At 62.7% G+C, this 23651-nt stretch carries 21 protein-coding genes; 9 read left to right on the top strand and 12 right to left on the bottom strand.

Annotation, left to right across the window (positions count from 1 at the left end; translation table 11 throughout):
• Positions 1-370 precede the first annotated feature (370 nt).
• Together FJ954_RS31270 and FJ954_RS31265 are read right to left on the bottom strand one after the other, a co-directional pair.
• A complete protein-coding gene (locus FJ954_RS31270; RefSeq protein ID WP_140666008.1) occupies positions 371-859 on the bottom strand; it encodes a hypothetical protein in 489 nt (162 codons plus the stop codon).
• A gap of 66 nt (positions 860-925) precedes the next feature.
• A complete protein-coding gene (locus FJ954_RS31265; RefSeq protein ID WP_140666005.1) occupies positions 926-2794 on the bottom strand; it encodes a DUF6119 family protein in 1869 nt (622 codons plus the stop codon).
• 232 nt (positions 2795-3026) lie between these two features.
• On the opposite strand from FJ954_RS31265, the gene FJ954_RS31260 reads away from it, so the two are divergent.
• The gene (locus FJ954_RS31260) at positions 3027-3503 is read left to right on the top strand and encodes a hypothetical protein (protein ID WP_140666002.1); all 477 of its coding nucleotides are present in this window, start codon (positions 3027-3029) and stop codon (positions 3501-3503) included.
• Positions 3504-3835: 332 nt separating this feature from the next.
• A complete protein-coding gene (locus FJ954_RS31255; RefSeq protein WP_140665999.1) occupies positions 3836-4672 on the top strand; it encodes a competence protein CoiA family protein in 837 nt (278 codons plus the stop codon).
• A 30-nt stretch (positions 4673-4702) separates the two neighbouring features.
• Here the strand turns inward: FJ954_RS31255 and FJ954_RS31250 are convergent, their stop codons facing one another.
• The 4 genes from FJ954_RS31250 to FJ954_RS31235 are packed head-to-tail and all read right to left on the bottom strand — an operon-like array spanning position 4703 to position 8568.
• Positions 4703-4948, bottom strand: coding sequence for a MoaD/ThiS family protein (locus FJ954_RS31250; protein ID WP_140665996.1), 246 nt, complete (start codon positions 4946-4948; stop codon positions 4703-4705).
• Positions 4949-4965: 17 nt separating this feature from the next.
• A complete protein-coding gene (locus FJ954_RS31245; RefSeq protein ID WP_140665993.1) occupies positions 4966-7230 on the bottom strand; it encodes a xanthine dehydrogenase family protein molybdopterin-binding subunit in 2265 nt (754 codons plus the stop codon).
• A gap of 1 nt (position 7231) precedes the next feature.
• The gene (locus FJ954_RS31240; protein WP_015316741.1) at positions 7232-7708 is read right to left on the bottom strand and encodes a (2Fe-2S)-binding protein; all 477 of its coding nucleotides are present in this window, start codon (positions 7706-7708) and stop codon (positions 7232-7234) included.
• Positions 7708-8568 carry a xanthine dehydrogenase family protein subunit M gene (locus FJ954_RS31235; RefSeq protein ID WP_140665990.1) on the bottom strand — a complete coding sequence of 287 codons (861 nt, stop codon included), beginning with the start codon at positions 8566-8568 and terminating at the stop codon, positions 7708-7710. The genes FJ954_RS31240 and FJ954_RS31235 overlap by 1 nt, the downstream gene beginning before the upstream one ends.
• 215 nt (positions 8569-8783) lie before the next feature.
• Here FJ954_RS31235 and FJ954_RS31230 point away from each other — a divergent pair, with 215 nt between their 5' ends.
• From FJ954_RS31230 to FJ954_RS31220, 3 genes are all read left to right on the top strand, one after another.
• Positions 8784-9239 (top strand): hypothetical protein, encoded by a 456-nt coding sequence (locus FJ954_RS31230; RefSeq protein WP_140665987.1) that lies wholly within the window; start codon positions 8784-8786, stop codon positions 9237-9239.
• Positions 9240-9336: 97 nt separating this feature from the next.
• A complete protein-coding gene (locus FJ954_RS31225; RefSeq protein WP_140665984.1) occupies positions 9337-10485 on the top strand; it encodes an amidohydrolase in 1149 nt (382 codons plus the stop codon).
• A gap of 127 nt (positions 10486-10612) precedes the next feature.
• Positions 10613-11233 carry an FMN-binding negative transcriptional regulator gene (locus FJ954_RS31220; protein WP_140665981.1) on the top strand — a complete coding sequence of 207 codons (621 nt, stop codon included), beginning with the start codon at positions 10613-10615 and terminating at the stop codon, positions 11231-11233.
• A gap of 12 nt (positions 11234-11245) precedes the next feature.
• On the opposite strand, the gene FJ954_RS31215 is transcribed toward FJ954_RS31220, so the two are convergent.
• Both FJ954_RS31215 and FJ954_RS31210 read right to left on the bottom strand, forming a co-directional pair.
• Positions 11246-12142 carry a sigma-70 family RNA polymerase sigma factor gene (locus FJ954_RS31215; RefSeq protein WP_140665978.1) on the bottom strand — a complete coding sequence of 299 codons (897 nt, stop codon included), beginning with the start codon at positions 12140-12142 and terminating at the stop codon, positions 11246-11248.
• Positions 12139-12897 (bottom strand): SDR family oxidoreductase, encoded by a 759-nt coding sequence (locus tag FJ954_RS31210; RefSeq protein ID WP_140665975.1) that lies wholly within the window; start codon positions 12895-12897, stop codon positions 12139-12141. Before FJ954_RS31210 ends, FJ954_RS31215 begins: the two co-directional genes overlap by 4 nt.
• Before the next feature lie 243 nt (positions 12898-13140).
• Here FJ954_RS31210 and FJ954_RS31205 point away from each other — a divergent pair, with 243 nt between their 5' ends.
• Complete coding sequence (locus FJ954_RS31205; RefSeq protein WP_140665972.1) at positions 13141-14163, top strand: aminopeptidase; 1023 nt, start codon at positions 13141-13143, stop codon at positions 14161-14163.
• A 40-nt stretch (positions 14164-14203) separates the two neighbouring features.
• Here the strand turns inward: FJ954_RS31205 and FJ954_RS31200 are convergent, their stop codons facing one another.
• Together FJ954_RS31200 and FJ954_RS31195 are read right to left on the bottom strand one after the other, a co-directional pair.
• Entirely contained in the window at positions 14204-14764 is a 561-nt protein-coding gene (locus FJ954_RS31200) for a GNAT family N-acetyltransferase (protein WP_246681181.1), read from the bottom strand.
• A gap of 398 nt (positions 14765-15162) precedes the next feature.
• Entirely contained in the window at positions 15163-16221 is a 1059-nt protein-coding gene (locus FJ954_RS31195; RefSeq protein ID WP_140665969.1) for an alpha-hydroxy acid oxidase, read from the bottom strand.
• An 897-nt stretch (positions 16222-17118) separates the two neighbouring features.
• On the opposite strand from FJ954_RS31195, the gene FJ954_RS31190 reads away from it, so the two are divergent.
• Both FJ954_RS31190 and FJ954_RS31185 read left to right on the top strand, forming a co-directional pair.
• Positions 17119-19233, top strand: a complete 2115-nt coding sequence (locus FJ954_RS31190) for an alpha/beta fold hydrolase (RefSeq protein WP_140665966.1) — start codon at positions 17119-17121, stop codon at positions 19231-19233.
• 436 nt (positions 19234-19669) lie between these two features.
• Positions 19670-20896: an alpha-D-ribose 1-methylphosphonate 5-triphosphate diphosphatase gene (locus tag FJ954_RS31185; RefSeq protein ID WP_246681182.1), complete on the top strand. Its 1227-nt coding sequence runs from the start codon at positions 19670-19672 to the stop codon at positions 20894-20896.
• Positions 20897-20937: 41 nt separating this feature from the next.
• Here FJ954_RS31185 and FJ954_RS31180 read toward each other — a convergent pair whose 3' ends face one another.
• Complete coding sequence (locus FJ954_RS31180) at positions 20938-21138, bottom strand: hypothetical protein (RefSeq protein WP_140665960.1); 201 nt, start codon at positions 21136-21138, stop codon at positions 20938-20940.
• Positions 21139-21216: 78 nt separating this feature from the next.
• The gene (locus tag FJ954_RS31175) at positions 21217-21447 is read right to left on the bottom strand and encodes a hypothetical protein (RefSeq protein WP_140665957.1); all 231 of its coding nucleotides are present in this window, start codon (positions 21445-21447) and stop codon (positions 21217-21219) included.
• Positions 21448-21605: 158 nt separating this feature from the next.
• On the opposite strand from FJ954_RS31175, the gene FJ954_RS31170 reads away from it, so the two are divergent.
• Positions 21606-23633, top strand: a complete 2028-nt coding sequence (locus FJ954_RS31170; protein ID WP_140665954.1) for an amidase — start codon at positions 21606-21608, stop codon at positions 23631-23633.
• Positions 23634-23651 lie beyond the last annotated feature (18 nt).

Genomic DNA, 23651 nt, shown 5'->3' with positions numbered 1-23651 from the left:
GGCGGCGGGGGCGGTTGGGGCTTAGGGCGACGCGGGAGAACGTTTCCGCGTGCCTGGGCAGTGGCGCGACAGACTAATCGGCCCGCATGGGCAAGAGCCATGCACCAGGTCTCCTTCGCCACCGAGATTTCGCGATGCTGTTGCCTTAGCTGATGCTGAACACCGGGGCATCCTCATCCAGCCACCAACCCAAGCGCGACCATCTGGTCGACCGATCTGGATCACGCGGGCGCTGCGGTACACGGGGAAGTTCCGCATGAGGATGATGAGGCGGTAGAGGCGCCGGAGATGAGGAGGCGACGTTAGACTAGGGGCGTGCGGGGTGGCACCATGAATTTGATTGACAGCCGGGACTTGAGGAGACCTGCTCTCAGCGCCCGTCCTCTTGCGCCATCTGAAGTGCCTCACCGATGCTGCGTGCCTTGTTGCGGTAAGGTTGGGTCTTTCTGGCAATGTCGTCAAAGTCGAGACGTTCCTGCGACTGCCGAGTAGGGCGGTCGCTCCAGCGCGCCAGGATTTCGTCGAGATCGCCAAAGGATAGATCACTACGCCGCTTTTTATCCCATCGCAGTTTGCCATGCTCGTCATGGTAAGGGACGGAGATGCGCTTCCCAAGGCGATAATGCCCAAACAGGTCGGGACCAGTACTGGCAGAACTGTTCTTGGCCCGACAGTTATTTCGGATCAATGCTCGAAGCCCCAGATCATTGATCTGAGCCTGAACATTTGCGAGGCGCTCAGGGTATCTGGTCACGATCGCGCTGATTATCTTGTCAATTGAGAACCGGCCATCCCGAGAGGATTCTTCGATCAGTTGTTCAAGGAATGAATGAAATTCCTTCAAGTTCAAATGGCTCATTGGGCGCCTCGCTGCCTGCAGACTTTCATTAGGTATAATTACTATCTGACTATTTCTTTAAGGAAATTATACCGCAACCTCGAACGGCCATCCATGATAACTTGACAGCGTGCCGTCTTCGGCTTTTTTCACAGTCAGTCTATAGCGTGTACCTGCGGGACTTTCCCGAATTTCCTTTGGACAGGACTTTATCAGAATCACGGGATCGTATCCCTGCCCGTCAACTGCTCTCACCTCGGTCTTTCCGTTGCCGAGCGCTACGATCTCGACGACGATTTTTTCGTGTTTGGGATGGCCGTGCTTCTTCGGGCTATCGTCGCCGACAAACATCAAAACGCACGGGATTTTTCGAACATCTAGTTGCTGCATGTTGCGCATAAGGCTGATCTTAGAAAACAATGGAAGGTTATCCGATCTTTTGTCCTTGTTCTTATGTGTGATGATGCCGAAAACGACCTTGAAGTCGAAGGAATCGAGAGGCGTCAGAAACATCGCAGAGTCGTTTCCGTTCAGTCTTTCTGTCACCAACGCCGTTATCTTGTCGCGAGAGGTAGGCTCCAATTGAATGAGGTCGGCCGAATTGACGCCTTGATTGAATAAATGGCTCAGATGAGAGGAACGGGTGGAAATCTTAAGATGGTAGAAGGATGACCGCTGACCGCACGACGAACTGGCATCGGCAGCCACTGTGTAGATATCACACGGTTCTATTTGTGTGCTGCCGGCCGGGCTGATGTCGGTTTGGTCGAGGCAGATGAAGGCGTTGTTCCACCCAGGAATGGCGGCATTGTAGGCCTCCTCGCTATAAACCGCCTTACCATCCTTAACGGCATCGTGATTGTAAGGCGGCAGATCGGAGTCTTCGCATTTTGCATCCAGATAGTTCTTCAATCGCTCGACGTAGCTTTTTTCGACGCGATACCAATTTCCTTCGCACAAATGATAGACGATGCCCTCCCCGACAGGCTCTCCGTCATAGATAAGAGAGCGATAGACGCTGTAGCTTCGGCCGGCCGCTCCATTGACATCGGTCAACATCATTCGGAAGGCCCTAAAGGCTTCAAGCGTCATCCCAGCGAGATTGTAGTCTTCTCCAAGAAATTCGTAAAATTCCTCAAGCGAGATATCCGGAAAAATGTCGCTGGATCGTCCGTCGCCTTGAAAGATACAACACGTATTATCTCGATAATCGATAATGTCAGGAATCGTTAGTGTCGCTCTGCCATCCTTTGCCTTTAAGGAGCTTAGCAGAAGATTGTCGAGTTCGGCGATTTTTGACGGGTCATTGACTGGTGATATGTTCTGTATGTTTGGAAATGAGATTTTATAATCTTCCGCTTTGTAAAGAGTCAGCAGAGTCTCGCAAACGCTCGGCAATTCGCCGGGTTCGAGGTCAAGGCTTACTTTTAGCGAGACCGAGCCGGTCGCATTCTTGAACAGCTCTGCATATTCCTCCTTAACCCGGCCGGTCAGACTCTTGATGATCTCACTGTTTCCATCGAAATCAAGATAGGTCAGCTCAGTCGAAACTGGCACCTGCGTTCTTTTGCGGCGCGCTACACCGGGCGCAACCATATCGGCGCTCTTCAATTCGTTGGGATCGACACTGTTCAGCGTTACCCGTAAGCCAAAATCGTATTCGTATGCGGCGTCGTTCAGATGATGGAAAACCTGCCCAAAGGACAGAGCAAAACACCGGTCATCGACCGGAAGGAAGACTAACGCACCCTTGAATTGCTGGATTAGAGGTTCTGCGACGCCGAAATAACCTCTCCACCATGGGGGCTTCGGATCGGCATCGAGGATATAAAGCACTGCGCCTTCCGGCAAGTTTGCTGCCTCCGCCGCCACAAGTTCGTGATCTTCTCTCAGAGAGTTCGTTGCGTCGAAATGTTCTTTGAGAAGATAAATAGAAAATGGTCGCGCCTTACCCATTATGATCCCCAATCCCCCTGGAACACTATCATGAGTCGACGAGAAGGGAAGAGTATATCCGCAGTCCCTTATGTCAGCTTTACCGGCTGTGATATAGCGGGTAGCGATACAGGGCGCCTTTCCTTGGCCTCAGAAAGCTTGCTTATGAGTAGTCATATAGGGGGTAATGGAGTTAGGAAGAAATCGATCCACTCTAAACATGGGGCGGGAACAGGCCCGCGAAAAACTCACAATGCCATATAGACGCGAATTTACATTGCCGCCGGTCACTGCCGAACTGGTTTCCGCAAGAAACAGGCTGCGGGAACATTACACGGTCGCAGGTCTCAAATTCACACTCGATGGCAATTTGGTTGGTGACATCGGCGAGGCGGTAGCGGCCGAGCTTTTTGGCATCAAGCTAATCGAAGCTAACGGCACAGGTATCGACGGTCGAGCTAGTGACGGGCGTTCCGTGCAGGTGAAAGCAACAGGAACTGGACGAGGGCCGGTGTTCAGGTGCGTGGATACACGAGCCGACCACCTGCTGTTTTTCGATATCGATTTCGACAACCTTAGAGGCAAGATAATATTCAATGGACCTGAGTACATCGCACTTTCGAGGATGCCAGAAGTGTGGATCGGACAGCGGCCCGTTTCGAAAGTGCAGATTAGGGCAGCAGATGCGCTTGTGCCTCTCAAGGATCGTCTGAGACGGATAGACTTCTAGGTAGAGTGTTAGCCGGACAACAGCAAGATTTTCCAAGGATGGCAGCTGGTCCCTGAGCGTTCGCCGTAGTTCGCCCCTTCACCCCCGCCAGTGCAGCGCTGTTCGCGGCACGTCTCGGACTTGACCGATCGAACTCACTAGCTACAATTCATTTCGTGCCCCGAGAATAAGCGGCGCCGGGCACTGAGGACAGCCGCACGATAACCGACAGTGGGTTTGGTCCCTTACGTCGACGATAAGAAGAACCAGCGCCAGCCTATGGCTGACTATGCTGCCGAAACACTCCTCGAAAGAAACCAGCGGTCGCCCTGCAACGGGCTGCCCTTGAATCTATGGAGAAAGTTATGCGGTTTGCATTGGTAAATAACGAACGAAGCGAGGCCGCGCCCGAGTTGACAGGCAACTGTCCAGGCTGTTCGCAGCAGATGGTCGCAAGATGCGGAACACAAAGAGTTTGGCATTGGGCGCATCGAGGCAGCAGAAACTGCGATGCCTGGTGGGAGCCGGAAACGCTCTGGCACCGAGACTGGAAATATCAGTTTCCTTCGGAGTGGCAGGAAATCATCCGGCACGATGAGCACGGTGAGAGGCACGTCGCAGACGTGATGACCGAAAATGGTCTGGTTATTGAGTTCCAGCATTCGCATCTGCCTTTACAAGAGCAGGCGGCACGCGAAGGCTTTTATAGAAGCATGGTTTGGGTTGTGGACGGAACGCGTTTAAAAAGAGATCACCACCGATTTCTCGATGGTCGCCGGGTGTTCAGGCCCACGCGCCTCCATGGGGTTTTCACCACGGCTGATCCAAGCGGCTGTTTCCCATCCGCTTGGCGTGACTGCAGCATGCCCGTGTTCTTTGATTTTAGGCACTCCGCTGGATCTGCCGGTACGTCGACAGCAAGCAGCGAGCCGCTTTGGTGCCTTTTGCCGGGACGCGCTGAAGGATGCGCCGTCGTCGTTGCGGTTTCGTCAGCCACCTTTGTGAATGCCGCGCGGAAGTGGGCCTGGATCATCCCAGTTCGGGCAATAATGGAAACGGTTGTTGCCACGTTGAGGCGCGAGCGGGCAATCGCGGAACGCGAGGCTCGATCCTCGATTTATGGGCGCCCGTCGTATCGAAAGCGCAAGTCCAGATCGTTCCTTAACTCTCCTCGGCGACGACGATACTAATCATCAGGTGGACAAAGGATGGAGGTCCCCTCACCCCCCAGCCAACCGCGGCAGCAAAAAAATCTCCGCCCCCTCCGGCAATTCCTTCCCCCACGTATCCCGGTAAATCACCCCGTCGATCGCGACCGCAATCCCGCGGTGGATCCACGGCTCGAACCCGGGATACTGTTCAGCCAGTTTCCTGAACAGTTCCCTGATGTCCTTGGCCTCGACCTCGACCTTGCTCTTGCCTCCGGCGGTCGTGGCCAGCGCGCCCCAGAGCGTGACTTCGACCATTGGAGCGCGAACCCTCCCTAGCCTTCCCGTTCCGCCTCGATCGCCGCGAGAATCCGCGGCGGCGACATCGGGATGTGGGTCATGCGCACGCCGGCCGCGTTCGATACCGCGTTGGCGATCGCCGCCAGCGGCGGCACGATCGAGGTCTCGCCGACGCCGCGCACGCCATAGGGGTGGTTGGGGTTGGGGATTTCCAGGATCTGCGTGTCGATCATCGGCAGGTCGGAACAGACAGGGATGCGGTAGTCGAGGAAGCCAGCGTTCTGCAGCCGGCCGTCCTTGCCGTAAATATACTCCTCGTTGAGCGCCCAGCCGATGCCTTGCGCCGCACCGCCCTGGTACTGGCCCTCGACATAGGTCGGGTGCACCGCCTTGCCGGCATCCTGCACCACCGTGTAGCGGATCACCTTGGTCGAACCCGTCTCGGGGTCGACCTCGACGTCGCATATATGGGTGGCGAAGGAGACGCCGGCGCCGTCGGCGACGAGCTCGCTATGGCCGGCGATCGGCCCGCCCGTGGTGCCCGATTTGGCCGCGATCTCCTTCAGCGACAGCTTGCCGAGATTGCCGTGCTTCTCGCCCTTGGCGACCGCGTGGCCCTGTTCCCAGCTCACGTCGTCGACCGAGATGTCCCACATCTGCGCGGCGCGCTCGCGCAGGATTTTTATCGCGTTGCGGGCGGCCGAGATGGTCGCCATCGAGGACGAGAAGGTGCCGCGGCTGCCGTCGGTCATGTCGTTGTAACCGAGAGACGAGGTGTCGGCGACCACCGCCTTGAGCTGGGAATAGTCGATGCCGAGCTCCTCCGCCGCGACCAGCGACAGCGACGCGCGGGAGCCACCGACATCGACGGTGCCGACGGCCAGCGACACCGAGCCGTCCATGCCGATGTTCAAGTCCACGCAGGTCTGGCCGCCGAAATTGAACCAGAAGCCGCAGGCCATGCCCCTGCCCTGGTTCTCCTTCAGCGGCGCCTTCATGTGCGCATGGCTCTTCACCGCCTCCAGCGTCGGGCCGATGCCGATCGGGCCGTAGACCGGGCCGTAGGAAGAGCGCGTGCCTTCCTGGGCGGCGTTCCTGATGCGGAACTCGACCGGATCCATGCCGAGCTCCTTGGCGAGCTCGTCGACGGCACTTTCCACCGCGAAGGCCGCCATCGGCGCCGAGGGCGCGCGATAGGCGGCGGTCTTCGGCCGGTTGACCAGCACTTCGTAGCCCACCGTCTTGACGTTATCGAGACGATAGCAGGCGAACGCCGTCATGGCGCCGATCTCGGCCCAGGAGCCGGCATAGGGGCCGGCGCTGTAGCGCAGCGTCGCTTCCGCCGCCGTGATGGTGCCGTCCTTGCGGGCGCCGATCTTGACGTCGATCGAGGTGGCGCTGGTCGGGCCCGAGGCGCGGAACACCTCGTCGCGGGTCATCACCAGCTTCACCGGGCGTCCCGCCTTGCGCGACAGAGCGAGCGCCACCGGCTCGGCCCAGACATGGGTCTTGCCGCCGAAACCGCCACCGATCTCCGACGAGGTGACGCGCAGCTTCGAGGCCTCCATGCCCAGCAGCTGGGCGCAGTGCTGGCGATAGACGAAATGGCCCTGCGTGCAGACCCACAGGTCCGCCGTGCCGTCGGAACTGACATTGGCCACGCAGGCATGCGGCTCGATATAGCCCTGGTGGGTCTGCTCGGTCTTGAACGAGCGCTCGACGATGAAGTCGGCCTGCCCGAAACCCTGATGGACGTCGCCATGGCCGAACTGCGAGCGCTTGGTGACGTTGGAAGGCTTGACCGGCTTTTCCTCCAGCCCCTCGGTGAAGATCGTGTCGTTGATCAGCGGCGCGTGGTGCGCCATCGCCTCGTCGACGTCGGTGACATGCGGCAGCACCTCGTAGTCGACCTCGATCAGCTTCAGCGCCTGCCTGGCCGTGCGGGCGTCGATCGCGGCGACGGCGGCCACCGCATGGCCGTCATAGAGCGCCTTGGTGCGCGCCATGCAATTGTCGAGGATGTCGTACATGGCGGCATCGCCATCGGTGAGGTCGGGCAGGTCGGCGGCGGTGATCACCGCCTTGACGCCCGCAAGCGCTTCCGCCTTCGAAGTGTCGATCTTGCGGATCTTGGCATGCGCGTGCGGGCTGCGCAGCACGCGGCCGACCAGCTGGCCGGCCATGTTGAAGTCGGCGCCGTAGCGGGCGCGGCCGGTCACCTTGTCGACACCGTCGGGGCGGATCGGGCGCGTGCCGACGGATGCGAATTTACGCCCCGAAAAACGCGGATCGAAATTCATCTCAGGCTCCCTTCATAACGATGGCCGCGTCCTGGACGGCGCGCACGATCTTGTCGTAGCCGGTGCAGCGGCAGAGATTGCCGGCCAGGCCGAAGCGGATTTCCTCCTCGGTCGGGTCGGGGTTCTTGGCCAGGAGATCCTTGGCCGCGATCAGGAAACCTGGCGTGCAGATGCCGCATTGCAGCGCCGCATGCTCCAGGAATTTCTGCTGCAGCGGATGCAGCCTATCGCCATGCGCCATGCCCTCGACGGTCTCGATGCGGCGGCCTTCCGCTTCCGCGCCCAGCACCAGGCACGAACACACAAGCCGGTCGTCGACGATGACGCTGCAGGCGCCGCAATCGCCCGTGCCGCAGCCTTCCTTGGCGCCGGTCAGTCCGAGCCGGTCACGCAGCACGTCGAGCAGTGTCTCGTCGGGCTGGCAGAGATATTCGACATTGTCGCCGTTGATCGTGGTTGAAACCGCTACGCCAGCCATCATTTGCCTCCTGCACGTGCATAGGCGGTCTGTGCGGCCCGCCTGGCCAGCACGCCCGCAACCTTGCGCCTGAATTCGATTGTGCCTCTTTTGTCGTCGATCGGCCGGCACGCCCCGGCGCAGACCTTGGCCAGCCGCTCCAGCGCTGCCTCGTCGAGCTTGCGGCCGATCAAGGCCTCGGCCGCTTCTTCCACCAGCAACACGGTCGGCGCGGCGGCGCCGATCGCCACACGGGCGGCCGTCACGACACCAGCACCGTCCAGCGTCAGGTTCACGCCGGCGCTGACCACGGCGATGTCCATCTCGGTGCGCGGAATGAACCTGAGATAGGCATCGGCCGAACGCGGCGCGGGCTTGCTGAGCAGGATCGCCTCGATGATCTCGCCCTTGGCGAGCGATGTCCGGCCCGGCGCGGTCGGCACCGTCTCGACGGCAATGGTGCGCTTGCCCGACGGGCCGACGACCACGGCCTTGGCGCCCGCCGCCACCAGCGCCGGAACGCTGTCGGCCGCCGGCGAGGCGTTGCACAGATTGCCGACAATGGTGCAGCGTCCCTGCACCTGCTTCGAGCCGATCAGCTTGGCCGCTTCGACCACGCCAGGCCAAGCCTTCTTCAAGCCGGCGTTCTCGCCCAGCACGGCGCAAGGCACGGCGGCGCCGATGCTGAAGCCGTCGGCGGTTTCCCTGATGTCGCGCAAGCCGGCGATCGACTTGATGTCGATGATCAGTTCGGGTTCGACAAAGCCGCCCTTCATCCTCACCAGGAGGTCACTGCCACCGGCAAGGATGGCGGCCGGGCCGGCCGATTCGGCCAGTTGGCCGACGGCGTCTTCGATTGAAAGCGGACGTATGTAGCGCATCGTCTCCCCTTGGTATCGCGATTTTCAGCGACCGTTATAAACAATCGTCTCATAATGACCATCCGTTTCCCGAGCCGAGGCGATTGGGCCAGGTGCGGCAAAATGCAGTCCACTCGACCTGGAACATGGCCGGGAAGCGTCAGCCAGTGGGGCCAATTGGGGCTTGACCGCCCCGCCCCGTGCGTCAATCCTTCCCGGCCAAGGGAGGAGTTTCCATGCGACGTCTGTTGGCTGTGCTTTGCGCCGTGATGCTGGCCGCGCCGGCTGGCGCCGCGACGCTCTATTACGGCGCCCGGGTTGGAATGGAGCTTACCATCGTCAAAAAGTCGGGCCTCGGCTCCACGCACGCCAGCATCCTGGCCAGGCACGACAGGCGGAAGGCCCGCCTCTACTGCCGCGAATATGGCCATGATTTCACCGAGGAGTGCATTGATGCGGAAATGAAGGCGCCCCTGCATTTCGAAATCACCTGCAACTGCAAGACCGGCGAATTCACCACCTTCTATGGCGCCGCCATGCTGTTCCAGGGCCGCAACAAGGGCACGGATGTGACGACCGATTACCGGATCACCGCCGTCGACGAGAAAGTGGTGCTGGATGGCTCCGGCGCCTCGGGCTACGACTATACGCTGGACCAGTTCAAGGCGCTCTGCCCCAACCGCGTGAAGTAAGCCGGTCGCGAGGCCTGGCCCGCCAAAGCCCGGAACTTGGACCGTGGCCGGCACGGCCGTTTATCGCTAGCAGAGACCGCAGTGGAGGCGAAAGACCATGACCCTGACCAATCGCGACATTGTCGAACTGACCGAATGGCGGCGCAAGCTGCACCGGCAGCCGGAAATCTCGAACGAGGAGGAGAAGACGGCGAAAGAGGTCGTCTCCTTCCTCGCCGACACCGGGCCGGACAAGGTGCTGACCGGCCTCGGCGGCCACGGCGTCGCGGCCATCTACGACAGCGGCAAAAACGGACCAACCGTCCTGTTTCGGTCCGAACTCGATGCGCTGCCGATCGAGGAACTGTCCGGCGTGCCGCATGCATCGCAAATTCCTGGCAAGTCGCATATGTGCGGCCATGACGGGCACACCGCCATCCTGGCCGCCCTTGGCCGCCAGTTCGGCCGCGAACGTCCCGCCAGCGGCCGCGTCGTGCTGATGTTCCAGCCCGCCGAGGAAACCGGCAATGGCGCGGCCGGCGTCGTCGCCGATCCGCGCTTTGGCGAGATCGCGCCGGATTTCGCCTTCTCGCTGCACAATCTGCCTGGCGTGCCGTTCGGCGAGGTCAGGCTCAAGCCCGGCGTCGTCAATTGCGCCTCGCGCGGCATGCGCATCGTGCTGGAGGGCAAGACCGCGCATTCCTCCATGCCCGAGACCGGAACCTCGCCCATGCCGGCGATCTCGGAGCTGATGCCGGCCCTGCCCGCGCTCGGCCGCGCGACTTTCGCCGACGATGATTTCTCCATGGTCACCGTCACCCATGCGCGCATGGGCGAAGCCGTATTCGGCATCGCGCCCGCCCACGCCGAGGTCTGGGCAACGCTGCGCACCCGCCGCGACGAGCGCATGGCCGACCTCTGCGCCGCCGCCGAAACCCTGGTCAAGGAGATCGCCGGCCGCCACGGCCTCTCCGCCAGCTGGGACTATCACGAGATCTTCGTCGCCAGCGTCAACGCGGCGGATGCGGTCGAGCACCTGCGGCGCGCCCTCGATGAAGAGAGCGTCGCGCATGGCGAGGAAGCCTTGCCAATGCGCGCTTCGGAGGATTTCGGCCTGTTCGGCCACAGCGCCAGGTCGGCGATGTTCTTCCTCGGTGCGGGCGAACACCACCCTGCCCTGCACAATCCCGACTATGACTTTCCCGACGACCTGATACCGATCGGCTCGAAGATCTTCATGAGGACCGCGCGCAACCTTCTCGGCTGATCTCAGCGGCACGCCGGCCAGCTCCGCCGCAAAGCTCTGTCAACTGGCCACCTGGATGCCTCGAACTGGATATTCCCAACGGGCCGGATTGTGTGGCATCTGTGAGCGCAATGCGAGGAGTTCGAAAATGTACACGCCGCCCGCCTTCCGCGACGACGACAAGGACAGCCTGATGGCCACGATCCGCGCCGCGCGGCTGGCCAATCTCGTCACCGCCACGGCGGACGGGCCGCTCGCCACCCCCCTGCCGCTTTTTCTCGATGAGACCGAGGGCGAGCACGGCGTCATCCATGGCCATCTGGCCAGGGCCAACCCGCAGTGGCGCGTTCCCGCGATCAGCGACGGGCTCGCCATCTTCATGGGCCCGGACGCCTATGTGACGCCGGCTTGGTACGCCACCAAGCAGGAAACCGGCAAGGTCGTGCCGACCTGGAACTACGCGGCGGTCCACGCCTACGGTCCGGTCGAGTTCTTCGAGGATGCCGACAGGCTGCTGGAAGTCGTCACCCGGCTGACCAACCTGCATGAAGGCGCGCGCGCCGCGCCCTGGGCCGTGTCGGACGCGCCGCCAGACTTCATCCAGTCGCAGCTTCGCGGCATTGTCGGCCTGCGCATGCCGGTCGTCAGGCTCGAAGGCAAGCGCAAGATGAGCCAGAACCGCAACGCCGCCGACCGCGCCGGCGTGGCCTCCGGGCTGGCCGCGAGCGAGCGTCCGTCCGACCGCGAGGTCTCCGCCCTCATCCCGTGAAGGCACGGCGCCTCACCTTGCCAGCACCAGGTCGGCGTCCTCGAGAACGTACCGGACATAACGGTAGTCGCGAATGAAGCTGATCCGGCCGTCGCGCCATTCCAGCCACATGAAATGACTGGGTTTCGCGTCGGCCCGGTCTTCGAACACCGCGATCACCTCGCGGCCCTCGACCCATGCCGGCCTGAGCCACAAGCCGTCGCTCCTGGCGTAGATGGTGAAGAACATGCCGACGTCGGCGGCCCCCGCGCGCGGCTTGTGCGTGGACTGATGGAGCCTCACATCGTCGGCCAGCAGCGCGCGCAAACCGTCCCAGTCGCGTCGGTTGAACAGATTGACGTAGCGCAGGATGGCCGCCGACGCGATGCGCGCATCGGGAAGCGGATTGGCCTCGGCGTTGATCCGCCGAAGCCGGGCGCGGCCGCGCGCCAGATGCGCCTTCACCGCATCGACCGTGATGCCGAGCAGGGCCGCGATGTCGGCCAGCGGCTCGTCGAGCACATCCCTGAGGATGACCACGCTGCGTTGCGTCACCGGAAGCTCGGCGAAGCGCGACACGGCGGTTTGCACGGCTTGCCTGCGCATCAGCACCTCCACCGGGTCGGCCTCGTCGGCTATGTCGAGCGCCGCCTCGATCGGCTCCGCGGCGCGGATCGCGCGGCTACGCAACAGGTCAAGCGCGCGGTTGTGGGCGATCCGGAACAGCCAGGGCCTGAGCCGAGGCGCCTCACACAACTCCTCCAGGGCAACGACGGCGCGCGCGAACGTGTCCTGCACGACATCCTCGCCGTCGATGACCGAGCCCATCAGGCGCGAACAATAGCGGTGCAGCTCCGGCCGCAAGGCAGTGGCAAGGGCAAGCAGCCCTTCCTGGCGGTCGCGCTCCCCCGCTGGCTTTCCGTCGTTCAAGGACCCGCGCTCTCCATGATCGTCACCCCGGCGTCGCCGCTAAGGCCGAAGACGACGCCCTCGCCATATTGCGGGTCTTCCAGCAGCGAGACCACCCTGTCGCCGAAAGCCCGGGGCGGCATCGGCGCGCCGAAGCGGGTGACGAATTGTTCCGGCGTGATGCCCATCGAGCCGGCATAGGCGCCGGCGGCCGCATCGCCGATCCCGGTGTCGAGGATCATCTGCCGTGGCACGATCGCCTGGAAGCGTATGCCGAGGCCTTTCTCCTGCGCCACGCCATTGGCGTATTTGGCCATGAACCAGAGCATCCGCTTGGCGCCGCCATAGCCGCCCGACATCTGCGACCCGGTGACGGCCGCACCGCTCGACCCGACCAGCACCCGGCTGCCCGGCCCGAGCGGCAGGTTCAGCGCCGCCTGCAGCCAGTAGAGCCCGGCCTTGACATCGGTTTCCCAGGCAATGGAGAAGTCCTCCCACTTCAACTGGTCCAGCCGCCCCATGCGGGGCGTGGCACCGGCGTTGAGCACCAGTATGTCAGGGCGGACCTCGCCAAGAATGCGATAGGCGGCGTCCTCGTCCGTGACATCTGCGGCGATGGTGGCGACCCCAAGCCGCGCACCGACCGCCTGCAGCGCCTCGGCGCCCCGGGCGACCACGGTCACGCCGGCGCCTTGCTCGACCAGCGCTTCGACCAATCCGAGGCCAAGCCCACGGCTGCCGCCGGTCACCACGATTTTCTTATCCCTGAGGCTCATTTGACCCTGCTCCAGTGTTTCACTGTAGCTAAGACGTTTGAGGATCCGGAAAAGAGTCAGCCGTGGGGGAGATTTGTCGTCAGCCAGAAGCCGGGTCGACAGTCCGCGCCGCTGCTCGCTATGGATCTTGACGAAAATTGGTGCGCCGGTTTGGACATTGGGGCGCAACATGTGCTCCATGGCAGGTGACGAAGCGGTGGGGAAGAAGTGAAGCGCGTTTTTCGATTGTTTGCGGCGGCCGTCATGGCGTCCGCGCTGAGCGGCTGCACCAGCGTTTCCTACTACGCGCAATCGCTGGAGGGCCATGTCCGGATCATGGCCGCGCGCCAGGACGTTGGAAAACTGATCGAGGCCCCTTCGACGCCGGAGGCATTGCGCGCCAAGCTGACGTCGGCGAGCGCCATAAGGCAGTTCGCGACGGACGAGCTGGCACTGCCCGACAACAGCAGCTATCACAGCTATGTCGACATCCACCGGGATGCCGTGACCTGGGCCGTTTTTGCCGCCCCGCAATTCTCGCTCACGCCCAAGACATGGTGCTTTCCGGTTTTCGGCTGCGTTCCCTACCGGGGTTACTTCGATCGGAAATCCGCGACCGAAAGCGCCATGGCACTTCATCGACAGGGGCTGGACGTCTATGTCACCGGCATCACCGCCTATTCCACGCTGGGCTGGTCTAGTGACCCGCTGCTCTCGACCATGCTGCGTCAGGACGACACCTATCTGGCGAGCCTTGTCTTTCATGAACTGGCGCATCAGCGCCTCTATGTGAACGGCGATTCCGCATTCAATGAGGCTTTCGCGGTCGCCGTCGAAACCACCGGCACGAGAAAATGGCTCCGCGCCGCCGGCGATCGCGCCGGATTGCGCCGCTACGAGGCCGATCGCAAGCGCAGCGCCGATTTTCTCGCACTGGTGTCGAAAACCCGCGACGAGTTGCGGCAGGTCTATGAAAGCTCCCGGCCCCCCGACGGGATGGCGGCGGCCAAGGCAGCCACGCTCGACAGGTTGCGGACGCGCTACCGGCAAATGCGCGACGGAAGCTGGGCCGGATACCGGGGATACGACGCCTGGTTCAATGCGCCGATCAACAACGCAAAGCTCGCCGCGACGTCTGTCTATGGCGAACAGGTTCCTGCGTTTATTCGCCTGTTCGAGCTGTGCTCCAGCGACTATCCGAGATTCTACGCTTCCGTTCGACGGATCGCTGACCTGCGCGAACCGGCCCGTGCCGAAGCGCTCAAGGCGGCGACCAGCTGCGATTGACCTGAGCAAACACGGCGGCCTTTGGCGTGCTCCGATAGCTCTAAGCCTGGTTCGCCAGGACCAACGGTCCTATGTGCGCGGCGAGCACGAAACGCTCGCATTGCTCGCCGTCGGACTCATCGATGAAGCTGTCGACATGTTTGAAGCCGAGCTTCGCCAGTATCCGCAGCGACGCGACATTGCGCGCCGCCGCCTCGGCCGTCACCTGTGCGAGCGCCAGGGTCTCGAAGGCGTAGCGAATGACCTCGCGGGCCGCCTCGGAGCCCAGCCCCTGCCCCCAATGCGCACGCCCCACCACAAATCCCAATGCGGCCGACCTGGCATCGTCCGCGCCGAAGGACAGGGTTATCGTCCCGATCGCGTCCGCCACGCCAGGCTGGTCTATCGACCATTTGATCGCCCGGCCGTCGGCGAACCGCTGACGCGCAAGGGCGAGCCATCGCGCGCCCGCGCCGATGTCGTCGGCAACGGGATCGCCGGCAAGGGAGGCGGATTCGATATCGCTCGCGCGCGCGAACCACGCCGGGATATCCCGCTCGCCCGGCGCCCGAAGCACGAGCCTTGGTGTGGTGAGCCTGGGAACTGCTTTCATGGAGAGCATTTTCGCCCCGGGGTAGCGCCAATGCAACGGCGCTGAGAGCCGCGGCGGCTGACCGCCAGGACAGATTCGACCGCAAGCTACGCCCCAACCGCCTTCAGCCCCAGCGCCATGCACTTCAATCACTCCGGGGCCACCCGGCTACCGCCGGCCAGCGAGTGGCGTGAGATTTGGTGATGGCACCAGCCCACCACAGGGTGGGACTATGACAACGCGCGTTGGCGATTCGCCATGAACATAAACGGCTGTTGTGGGGCCGACAGCAGACCATCGGCTTCTCTGTCCAAATTCTCAGAATCGGCGACAATGCGACAATATAGTGGGCGCTCGGCTGGACAAAAAGCGGGACGGAGTAAAGCGTAGATCTGCAATACTGAACATGCCGAGGAATAGTTGGGGCTTCACCAGATTGCCGACCGGTCGATCTCGTCGATGCGCGCCCGGCCGGTTAGCGCCATTGCCGCCTCGAAGTCTCTGCGGAGCAGGTGGACACAATAGGCTACGCCGTCGGCACCATCCGTTGCAAGTGCGTAGACATAGGGGCGACCAATCATGACGGCGCTTGCCCCTAGGGCAATCGCCTTCAAAACGTCTGTGCCACGCCTCACGCCGCCGTCGAGGATGATGGGAATCCGCCCGGCTACCCGCTCCGAGATGGCGGGCAGGGCGTCGATGGTCGCTGGCAGGGTGTCGAGGTTGCGCGAACCGTGGTTCGAGACGACGATGGCATCGGCACCGGTTCTGATTGCCTGCTCGGCATCGTCAGGATCGAGAATGCCCTTCAGGATAAGCGGTAGGGTTGTCAGCGAACGCAGCCAGGCAATATCCGCCCAGGTCGGCATCGCCCGCCGCTGCGCAGTGCCAACTTTGAGCACGCCGGTGTTACGGTCCTTGAAGTATGGCGTTGCGAGGCTGTCGGGAATTTTGAATCCTGCCCGGAACTGCCTGTGGCGATCGCCTGGCGTTGGCAAGTCGACAGTCACGCTGATTGCCTTCGCGCCCAGTGCCGCCATGCGCGATACGAGTTCGCCATTGAAACCGCGATCGCTTTGCCAATAGAGCAGGAACCAGACTGGAGACTGGCTCACCGCCACGCAATCCTCGATCGCCGCCGTCGCCGTGGTACCCAGAGTGAACACCGCTTCCGCCACTCCGGCGCCGCGCGCCGCTGCCACCTCGCCTTCCGGATGCACCAGCCGCTGATATGCTATTGGGGCCAGGATGATCGGATGCGGCAGACTTTGTCCGAAGAGCGTGATCCCGGTATCAAGTCTTGTCACATCGCGTAGCACGCGCGGCCTTAATCTGATGCGGTCGAATGCGGCTTCATTGTCACGCTTGGTGATTTCGTCGCCAGCACCCCCAGCAATGAACTCGTAAACTGCGTGCGGCAATACCTCTCGTGCCGCCGGTTCAAGATCCGCTAGGCAGAGAAACCGGGTCTCGATGTCGAGCGGCATGGCCCACTCCGGTCAACGTGTCAAAAAAGTCGGCTAAGTCCAAAGACAACATTCGCGCATTTGGCCGCTGGCCGCAAGACGGCGGCACAGCGCGCAGGGCAACGAACGTCGATGACCGGGCGGCGGAAACGCGGCCAGAGGCAGACCAGGAGCTTTGAGGCTTGGATCTTCAAAAATGACTTTCAGGGCTTGTCGCTCGCATCGACTTGATCGGCCCCGAAATTGCCGACCAACCGAGCCTGCCTGCTCCCGGTTGTGGGAGAAGGGGTCATGGCGGGGTTCGGCCCTGTGGGTCGGAAGGTCAGTCCGTGGATAGGGCAGTATGTCACCGGTCTCGGGTGCCGCGCACGATGGGCCCAGAGCCTTGCTGAATCCCGAGTGGGCCCTCGACATTCTCAAGTCAATGTCGTCGACCAACTCAAGCATTCTTCGCAGGGTCCCCGCTACGCTGCAACGGGCGCAATCGCTGGAGGAAAGCGCGTCCGACACGCGCGATCGTTACGCATGCGCGGCCCATGACGGCTGAGAGATCAAGCCGGCGAACCACTGATCCGCGGTGGGCCTTTTGCCTTTCGAGATAGTTGGCAAGCGCAATGTCGTGACACAGTGGTGCAACCGCGCCGCGCCACGCCGGATTGTGCCAAGACTCTTCATGCAAGGGATCGTCATGCCAGATGGGCCAGTCGATCGAGCTTGGGCGTTGCACGGCGTCCTCCTGAGACACGCGGAGTGAGAAACAAGGGGCTCAGTGCGGCAATCTCCTCGACAGCCGTGAGAAACGCGCAGCAACCAGCGTGATGGAATCGTGAAAAGCGCGATTCTGGCAGAATCACGGTTGAAATAAGGAGGGCGACACGAAAGGATCGCCGGTGCGTGGTGGCTGTTGTGGCGGATCCGATGACCGGGCCTCATCTCTATCTACTGGGTGGTTTCGACTTTGCCGGCGTTGGGGCTGCGGTCCCCGCCTTCAGCCGCAAGGCGCGGGCGATGATGGCTTACCTCGCGCTGCAATCGGGACATGCGCAGTCGCGCGAAAAGCTCGCCGCCCTTTTGTGGGGTGGCAACAGCGAGACCCAGGCGCGGATGAACCTGCGACAAGCGGTTTCGGTTGTCGGCAAGGCTATGCAAGCTTCTGGCAGTGCTCGCTTCCTCAGGGATAGCGACAATGTCGCCCTTCATCTCGATGGCCTTGATTTCGATGTCGCGCGGTTCGAGGCGCTGGCAGCCAGCTCGGAGCCTGATAACCTCGAACAGGCGCTTGTCGTCTATCGCGGCGACCTGCTTGACGGTTTCGGCCTGAAGCAGGAGCCTTTCGAGGACTGGCTGCGGATCGAGCGCGAGCGTCTGAGGGGAACGGCTGTCGCGGCGCTGGACAGGCTGGTCGCGCATTATAGTGCAACCAAGGATCCGGCCTCCTGCGTCCGCGCTGCTACGCGCCTGCTCGCCATGGAGCCGCTGCGGGAGGACATCCACCGCGCCCTGATGCACGTCTATGCGGCGCAGGGCCGGATCAATCTGGCGCTCAAGCAATATGACAATTGCCGCGATGCGCTGCAGCGGGAGCTGAGGCTGCAGCCCGAGCCGGAGACAAGACATTTGCACGATACGCTACGGGCCCGCCGCACGACATCGCCGCGTCCGGCCTCGGCCTCCGAGCCGCCGCGCGCCGAGGCGGGCGGCGAACCCCTGCGCCCCTCCACCCACTATGTCAAATCCTCCGGGGTCAGCATCGCCTATCAGGTGACCGGCGACGGGCCGATCGACCTGATCTATGTGCCTGGATGGGTCTCCAATCTCGACCTTGCCTGGGCCTCGCCACGGCTTTCGCATGTGTTCCAGCGGCTCGGCAGCTTCTGCCGCTTGATCCGCATGGACAAGCACGGCACAGGGCTATCCGACCGCAATGTCGGTTTGCCGACCATGGAAGAGCGGATGGAGGACATGCGAGCCGTGCTGGATGCGGTCGGCTCGAAGCGCACGGTTGTGTTCGGCGGTTCCGAGGGCGGCCCCATGTGCATGCTATTCGCGGCGACCTACCCCGAGCGCACGGCGGCACTTGTGCTCAACGGAACCTATGCCAGGGGCAGATGGTCGAAGGATTACCCTTGGGCAAGGACGGCCGAGCAGGTGGAAGAAGACCTGGCCACCATTGAGAGACAGTGGGGAGAGCCGGCGGACATGGGCAATGCGGCCCCCAGCCTGATGAACGACACGTCCGAAAGAGAATGGTTCGCCGCTTACCTCAGGAATTCAGCCTCGCCCGCAGACGCGATCTCGCTCTGGCGCTGGGGAACCGAAATCGATGTTCGCGACATCCTGCCTGTCATTCATGTTCCGACACTGATCGTTCAGACGTCGGGCGACCGCTGGGTCAAACGGGAAGAAGGACGCTACCTGGCAACGCATATCGAAGGCGCCAGATATGTCGAGCTCACCGGCCGGGATCACGTGATCTGGGGCGAGAATTCCGATCGCCTCGTCGACGAGATCGAGGTTTTCGTCACCAACGCTCTCCAGGCGACACCGGGCGAACGGCTCCTGGTGTCGGTGCTGTCGCTGGAGATAAGCGACCCGCATTCTGACTCCGGCGCAGATCTGATTGAGCGACACGCAGACGAGATCAGAAGCCAATTACTTCTCGCCGAAGGCAGGCAGATCAGGCGCTCGCCAAGCCGAATGCTCGCGGTGTTCCAACGACCGACGCGGTCGATCCAGTGCGCGATCGCGATCCGCCATCGCCTGAGACAATCCGGTCTGGATGTCCGCTCCGCGGTCCACACCGGCGAATGCGAGGAGCGCGGCGATGACTTCACCGGCATCGCGATCGAGCTGTCATCGCGATTGCTCGACTATGCCCGGCCGGGCGAGATCATCGCGTCGCGGACGGTGCGCGATCTCGTGGTTGGCTCCGGCCTGACATTCGAAGAGTATGGCGAGATGGAAGCGAGCGGGATGCCCGGCGTGCTCGCGTTCTTTTCCGTCAGTGGGGCGCCGTCCGGCGCTGGCGGGTGACCAGCCACGGATGGCCATTTCGGCCACGCGTTTGTACTTTGTGGTGGCTCAAAGCACGATGGGCACGGTGAGGAGTCTTGGCGCGGCCGCGACCTCCGCAGTCCTCCTTGCAATGTCTGCTATCAGGACTTGGCGAAGACAATCTATACGTCCGAAATGCGGCGCATTCCTGACGTAGCCAACCAACGTGCGTCTCGTATCACATCTTGCGGTTTAGCCACCGGTGGCAGCACGGCGGCCCAACCCGCCTGTCCTACACAAAGCTGTCACCAACTGAGCTTATCCGATCCTCGGGAATGAACCATCCACATGACACGCCTTGAAACCGCCCGGCCGGAGGGCGATCGGGACATGTGGAATGCTGTTTTCGGAGACGACCATGCTTGAACGGGCGGACAGGGCCGCATCCCACCGGGATCAGCCGAAGAAACACGATCTGTGGTTGAGCGAATTCGAGATTGTGCTGCGCGACCGTGTCATTGCCAATGGCGCGGTCAGGATCGAAGACGGCCGGATCGCCGAGATCCGCGACCAGCCTGCCGAGAATGCCGACTTCGTCGGCGGCGGACGCCTGCTGCTGCCTGGTTTCATCGACATGCACGGCGACATGGTGGAACGGGAAGTGGAGCCGCGCAGCGGGGTCCACGTGCCGATGGAAATCGGCGTCGCCGAGCTCGACAAGCGGCTGGCCTCCTGCGGCGTGACCACCGCCTATGCCGCGCTCTCCTTCATCGGCAACAGCGCCACGGCCGCCTTGCTGCGCTCGGAAGAACACACATCGTCCATCATCGAGACCATCGCCAGGCTGAAAGACCACCTTCTGGTCGATCACCGCATCCATGCCCGCTTCGAGGTGACGTTCAGCGCGGCTGTCGGCGTGCTGGAAAGATTGATGGATGCCGGCAAGCTGCATTTGATTTCGCTGATGGATCACACGCCCGGCCAGGGACAGTACCGCGACGTCGAACTGTATATCGCCCGCCTGGCCAAGGAGCGCGGCATGTCGATAGCCGACGTATCCGAGGTCGTCGGCAAGCGCATGGCCGATCGGAACGGGCATGGCGGTGTGCTCGGCACGCTGCAGGGCCTGTCGGCGTTTGCCCGCGCGCGCTGCATCGTGCTCGCCTCGCACGATGACGACACGCCGGAAAAGGTGGAATTCGTCCACGGCCTGGGAACCGTGCTCAGCGAATTCCCGGTGACGCTGGAGGCGGCGCGGGAAGCCCGCCGGCTCGGCATGTATACGGCCATGGGCGCGCCCAATGCGCTGCGCGGAGAATCCTATTCCGGCAATCTTTCCGCTCGCCAGGCCTATGAGGCCGGGTTGCTCGACATGCTGGCCAGCGACTATCACCCGGCCTCGATCCTGCCGGCCGTCCTCGGCCTGGCGAAACTGAGCGACGGTGGCCTGGCGAAGGCGGCGGCGCTGACGAGCGCCAACCCGGCCGCCGCACTCGGGCTCACCGATCGCGGAGCCATCGAAGCTGGGCTCCTGGCCGATCTCGTCGTGGCCGACCGCCAGCCGGTGCCACGTGTGCGAGCCACCTTCCGCGCCGGCCGCATGATCTACGGCGACGGTACGCTTGAACCGGCGCGGAACAGGGTGATCGAGGGAGGCCGCGACCGGCCGCTGCCAGCCGACCGAGGGCAATCCCAGGACTAGCGGTTCTCTGGGAAAAGCACGTGGCGCTTCACCAGTAGTTGCTAAAGCTCGAGCGCCACCATCATCCCGCGCACCTCCGCCATTTCCAGCAGCAGATCCTGCAGGTTTTCGGTGGTCAGCGGCGCACCTGATATCGCCGGCAGTTCGGCGATACTCTCCCTCATCGAAATCACGGGAGCCCCGGTTTTTTCCGAAAGCAGCCGCGCGATGGCTGCGCGGACAAGCGCAATCTGGTCAGGCATGATTCCCCTTTCATGCTACGATAACGGCACCATTTTCTTCATGCTGTATGCCTTGCCGCAACTTATGCGAGCATTCATTCACGCTTGCAGGTCATCTCGTTGATGTTCGTACGATCGACACCCGCCCAACGGGGAGAGCGACGGCGTCCCGCTGTCGTCGCCTTCCATGGCGCGGAGCAGGGCAAGCGGCACTTCGTGCCGGCAGAGCCCGATCAAAATCCTGCCTTGCACCGTCACCGGCAATTCGGTGTATCTGTCGAAAATGGAATACGTGCCTGTCGGCTCATTCAAAATCTCGAAACGGTCCAATGCAAACCTCAACCTTCCCCGGAACCCAGTAACGCACGCGTCCATCGGAGGTTGCCTAAAAAAACGATTTTTTCGGGGAGGCGCGAAAGAGTTCCAATTGGCTCTTGCCGAAGCCGGCGGCCTCGCTCATCCATGGCGTACAGACACTGGGGCCAATGATGACCGAGACCAGCCTTCACCTCGTCGAAGCGTCGATCGACCAATTGCGCCAAGCGCTCGACAACGGCGCCATCACCAGCGTCGAACTGGTCGCGGCCTATGTCAGGCGGATCGCGTATTTCGACCGGCACGGCATCGCGCTGAACGCCGTGCCGGTGCTCAACCCTGAAATGTTCGAGGATGCCGCCGCTTCCGACGAGCGGCGCCGGCAAGGAAAGACGCTTGGCCCGCTCGACGGCATCCCCTACACCGCCAAGGACAGCTACAAGGTCAAAGGCCTGACGGTGGCTGCCGGCTCGCCCGCCTTCGAGCATCTCGTCGCCAATGAGGACGCCTTCACCATCGCCCGGCTGCGCGCCGGCGGCGCGGTGCTGATCGGCCTCACCAACATGCCGCCCATGGCCAATGGCGGCATGCAGCGCGGCGTCTATGGCCGCGCTGAAAGCCCCTACAATGGCGACTATCTGACCGCCGCCTTCGCGTCGGGCTCCTCCAACGGCTCGGGCACCGCGACGGCGGCCAGCTTCTGCGCCTTCGGGCTCGGCGAAGAGACGTGGTCGTCCGGCCGTGCGCCGGCCACCAACAACGCGCTGGTCGCCTACACGCCCTCGCGCGGCGTCATTTCGGTGCGCGGCAACTGGCCCTTGGTGCCGACCATGGATGTCGTGGTGCCGCACACCCGCAGCGTGCCCGACATGCTGGAACTGCTTGACGTCATCGTCGCCGACGATCCGGAAACGCGAGGCGATTTCTGGCGCGCCCAGCCTTGGGTGGCGCTGCCGAAAAGCTCCGGGATGCGGCCACCACGTTATACCGACCTGACGCTTGCGGGTTCGCTGAAGGGCAAGCGGCTCGGCGTACCCAGAATGTATATCGGCCGCGACGCAGAAATAGATCGCCCGATCGAAACCCGCGCCTCGGTACTTGATCTCTGGGAACAGGCGGCCGCGGATCTGCGGCGGCTCGGCGCCGAAGTGGTCGAGGTCGACTTTCCCCTCGTCTCCAACTATGAGCGCGACCGCCCAGGCGCGCGGACCATGGTCGAGCGTGGGCTGGTGCCCGGGGACTTCGCCGACCGCGAAATCTGGGATCTCTGCATCTGGGGCTGGGACGATTTCCTGCGGGCCAACGCCGACCCTGCTCTGCCCGATCTCGCCTCGGTCGACGGCCCAAAAATCTTCCCGCAGCCACCGGGCACGCTGCCCGACCGCTATGAAGGCGGCTTCGATCTGGCCGAGTATGTCGAGCGGGCAAAGCTCGGCGTCGCGCCCTTGGCCCACATTCCCACGATCGCAGATGGCATCAAGGGACTCGAAGCAACAAGACGCATCGACTTCGAGGACTGGCTGGACGCACAAGGCCTCGATGCCGTGGTCCTGCCGGCCGCCGCCGATGTCGGCCCGGCCGACGCCGACGTCAACGAGGCGTCAGCCGATCTGGCCTGGCGCAACGGCACCTGGGTCGCCAACGGCAATCTGGTCTGGCGCCATTTCGGCATCCCGACCGTCACCGTGCCGATGGGCACAATGGCCGACATCGGCATGCCGGTCGGCCTGACCTTCGCAGGCAAGGCCTATGACGATGAAAGGCTGCTTTGCATGGCCGGCGACTTCGAACGTTCCACCCAGCGCCGCACCCAGCCGCCGCGCACGCCCGGACTGGCTGACGATGTGTTTTCGCGCCAGCGTACTCAAGCCGGCAATGGCAAGGCGCCGGTAGTGGAAATCGCGCTAACCGCTGAAACGCGCTCTTCCGGTGATCACGACGAGATCACGGTCACAGTCGACCTGGCTGTCGAGGCAAGCGAAGCGGAGCACGCCAGCATCAAGGTGCATGTCAACGGCCAGGCGATTGACATGCACCAAGCCGGCACGCGGCTCAGCGGGCGTGCGCTCGTCCCGGCCGAGGAGCATCGGCGCCTGCACAGCGTCTGGCGCGGCTCATACGGTTCGATCGTCACTGCGGTGGTGCGGTTACAGGATGGACGCAGCGCCGGCGCCTATGTGGTCACCGGCGGAATCGAGTGATGATGCGCCGTACGGGCC

It is taken from the genome of Mesorhizobium sp. B2-3-15 (assembly GCF_006442875.1).
Taxonomy (GTDB): domain Bacteria; phylum Pseudomonadota; class Alphaproteobacteria; order Rhizobiales; family Rhizobiaceae; genus Mesorhizobium; species Mesorhizobium australicum.
Note: the sequence above shows the minus strand (reverse complement) of the source record. Positions and strands in the feature narration are given on the sequence as shown.

What these genes read in the sequence shown, in the direction of transcription:
- FJ954_RS31180 (WP_140665960.1), bottom strand. Translation starts at nt 21,138, where the DNA reads ATGCCTGACCAGATTGCGCTTGTCCGCGCAGCCATCGCGCGGCTGCTT.
- FJ954_RS31205 (WP_140665972.1), top strand. Translation starts at nt 13,141, where the DNA reads ATGGCGTCCGCGCTGAGCGGCTGCACCAGCGTTTCCTACTACGCGCAA.
- FJ954_RS31200 (WP_246681181.1), bottom strand. Translation starts at nt 14,764, where the DNA reads ATGCTCTCCATGAAAGCAGTTCCCAGGCTCACCACACCAAGGCTCGTG.
- FJ954_RS31245 (WP_140665993.1), bottom strand. Translation starts at nt 7,230, where the DNA reads ATGAATTTCGATCCGCGTTTTTCGGGGCGTAAATTCGCATCCGTCGGC.
- FJ954_RS31210 (WP_140665975.1), bottom strand. Translation starts at nt 12,897, where the DNA reads ATGAGCCTCAGGGATAAGAAAATCGTGGTGACCGGCGGCAGCCGTGGG.
- FJ954_RS31195 (WP_140665969.1), bottom strand. Translation starts at nt 16,221, where the DNA reads ATGCCGCTCGACATCGAGACCCGGTTTCTCTGCCTAGCGGATCTTGAA.
- FJ954_RS31235 (WP_140665990.1), bottom strand. Translation starts at nt 8,568, where the DNA reads ATGCGCTACATACGTCCGCTTTCAATCGAAGACGCCGTCGGCCAACTG.
- FJ954_RS31230 (WP_140665987.1), top strand. Translation starts at nt 8,784, where the DNA reads ATGCGACGTCTGTTGGCTGTGCTTTGCGCCGTGATGCTGGCCGCGCCG.
- FJ954_RS31170 (WP_140665954.1), top strand. Translation starts at nt 21,606, where the DNA reads ATGACCGAGACCAGCCTTCACCTCGTCGAAGCGTCGATCGACCAATTG.
- FJ954_RS31270 (WP_140666008.1), bottom strand. Translation starts at nt 859, where the DNA reads ATGAGCCATTTGAACTTGAAGGAATTTCATTCATTCCTTGAACAACTG.
- FJ954_RS31250 (WP_140665996.1), bottom strand. Translation starts at nt 4,948, where the DNA reads ATGGTCGAAGTCACGCTCTGGGGCGCGCTGGCCACGACCGCCGGAGGC.
- FJ954_RS31260 (WP_140666002.1), top strand. Translation starts at nt 3,027, where the DNA reads ATGCCATATAGACGCGAATTTACATTGCCGCCGGTCACTGCCGAACTG.
- FJ954_RS31240 (WP_015316741.1), bottom strand. Translation starts at nt 7,708, where the DNA reads ATGGCTGGCGTAGCGGTTTCAACCACGATCAACGGCGACAATGTCGAA.
- FJ954_RS31220 (WP_140665981.1), top strand. Translation starts at nt 10,613, where the DNA reads ATGTACACGCCGCCCGCCTTCCGCGACGACGACAAGGACAGCCTGATG.
- FJ954_RS31225 (WP_140665984.1), top strand. Translation starts at nt 9,337, where the DNA reads ATGACCCTGACCAATCGCGACATTGTCGAACTGACCGAATGGCGGCGC.
- FJ954_RS31255 (WP_140665999.1), top strand. Translation starts at nt 3,836, where the DNA reads ATGGAGAAAGTTATGCGGTTTGCATTGGTAAATAACGAACGAAGCGAG.
- FJ954_RS31190 (WP_140665966.1), top strand. Translation starts at nt 17,119, where the DNA reads ATGACCGGGCCTCATCTCTATCTACTGGGTGGTTTCGACTTTGCCGGC.
- FJ954_RS31265 (WP_140666005.1), bottom strand. Translation starts at nt 2,794, where the DNA reads ATGGGTAAGGCGCGACCATTTTCTATTTATCTTCTCAAAGAACATTTC.